This is a genomic window from Dellaglioa sp. CoH-57-MRSF-21 (assembly GCF_056781915.1).
On record NZ_JBXAXU010000194.1, the window covers coordinates 1 to 270 of the forward strand.

1 protein-coding gene is annotated in these 270 nt (G+C 56.7%); it reads left to right on the plus strand.

The genetic code is table 11. The features are described from left to right. The coding region (locus AC1RPQ_RS08515) for a hypothetical protein (RefSeq protein WP_481762349.1) at nucleotides 1-270 on the plus strand (270 nt) is incomplete at both ends.

A 270-nucleotide genomic window follows, 5' to 3' on the forward strand; every position in this document is an offset into this window, starting at 1 on the left:
CTCCGACCTGAGCGACGATACGGTCAGCGAAATCGACCTGACCGAGAAGCTGGGTATCGAGAAGTGGGAGAAACCGATTCCGGTGTCGCTGCGCGGCGTGTCGCGTGGCAACTTCCCGTCGTTCATTCCGAAGACGGATCAGGAACGCATCCAGAACATCGAACGCCTCGTGTTCGACAAGTATGCGGAAGAAGTGTTCCAAGAATCTACGAAGATGGACGGTTCGTCGCTCACGGCCCACTACATTCCGCCGTCGAGCAAGTACTTTGC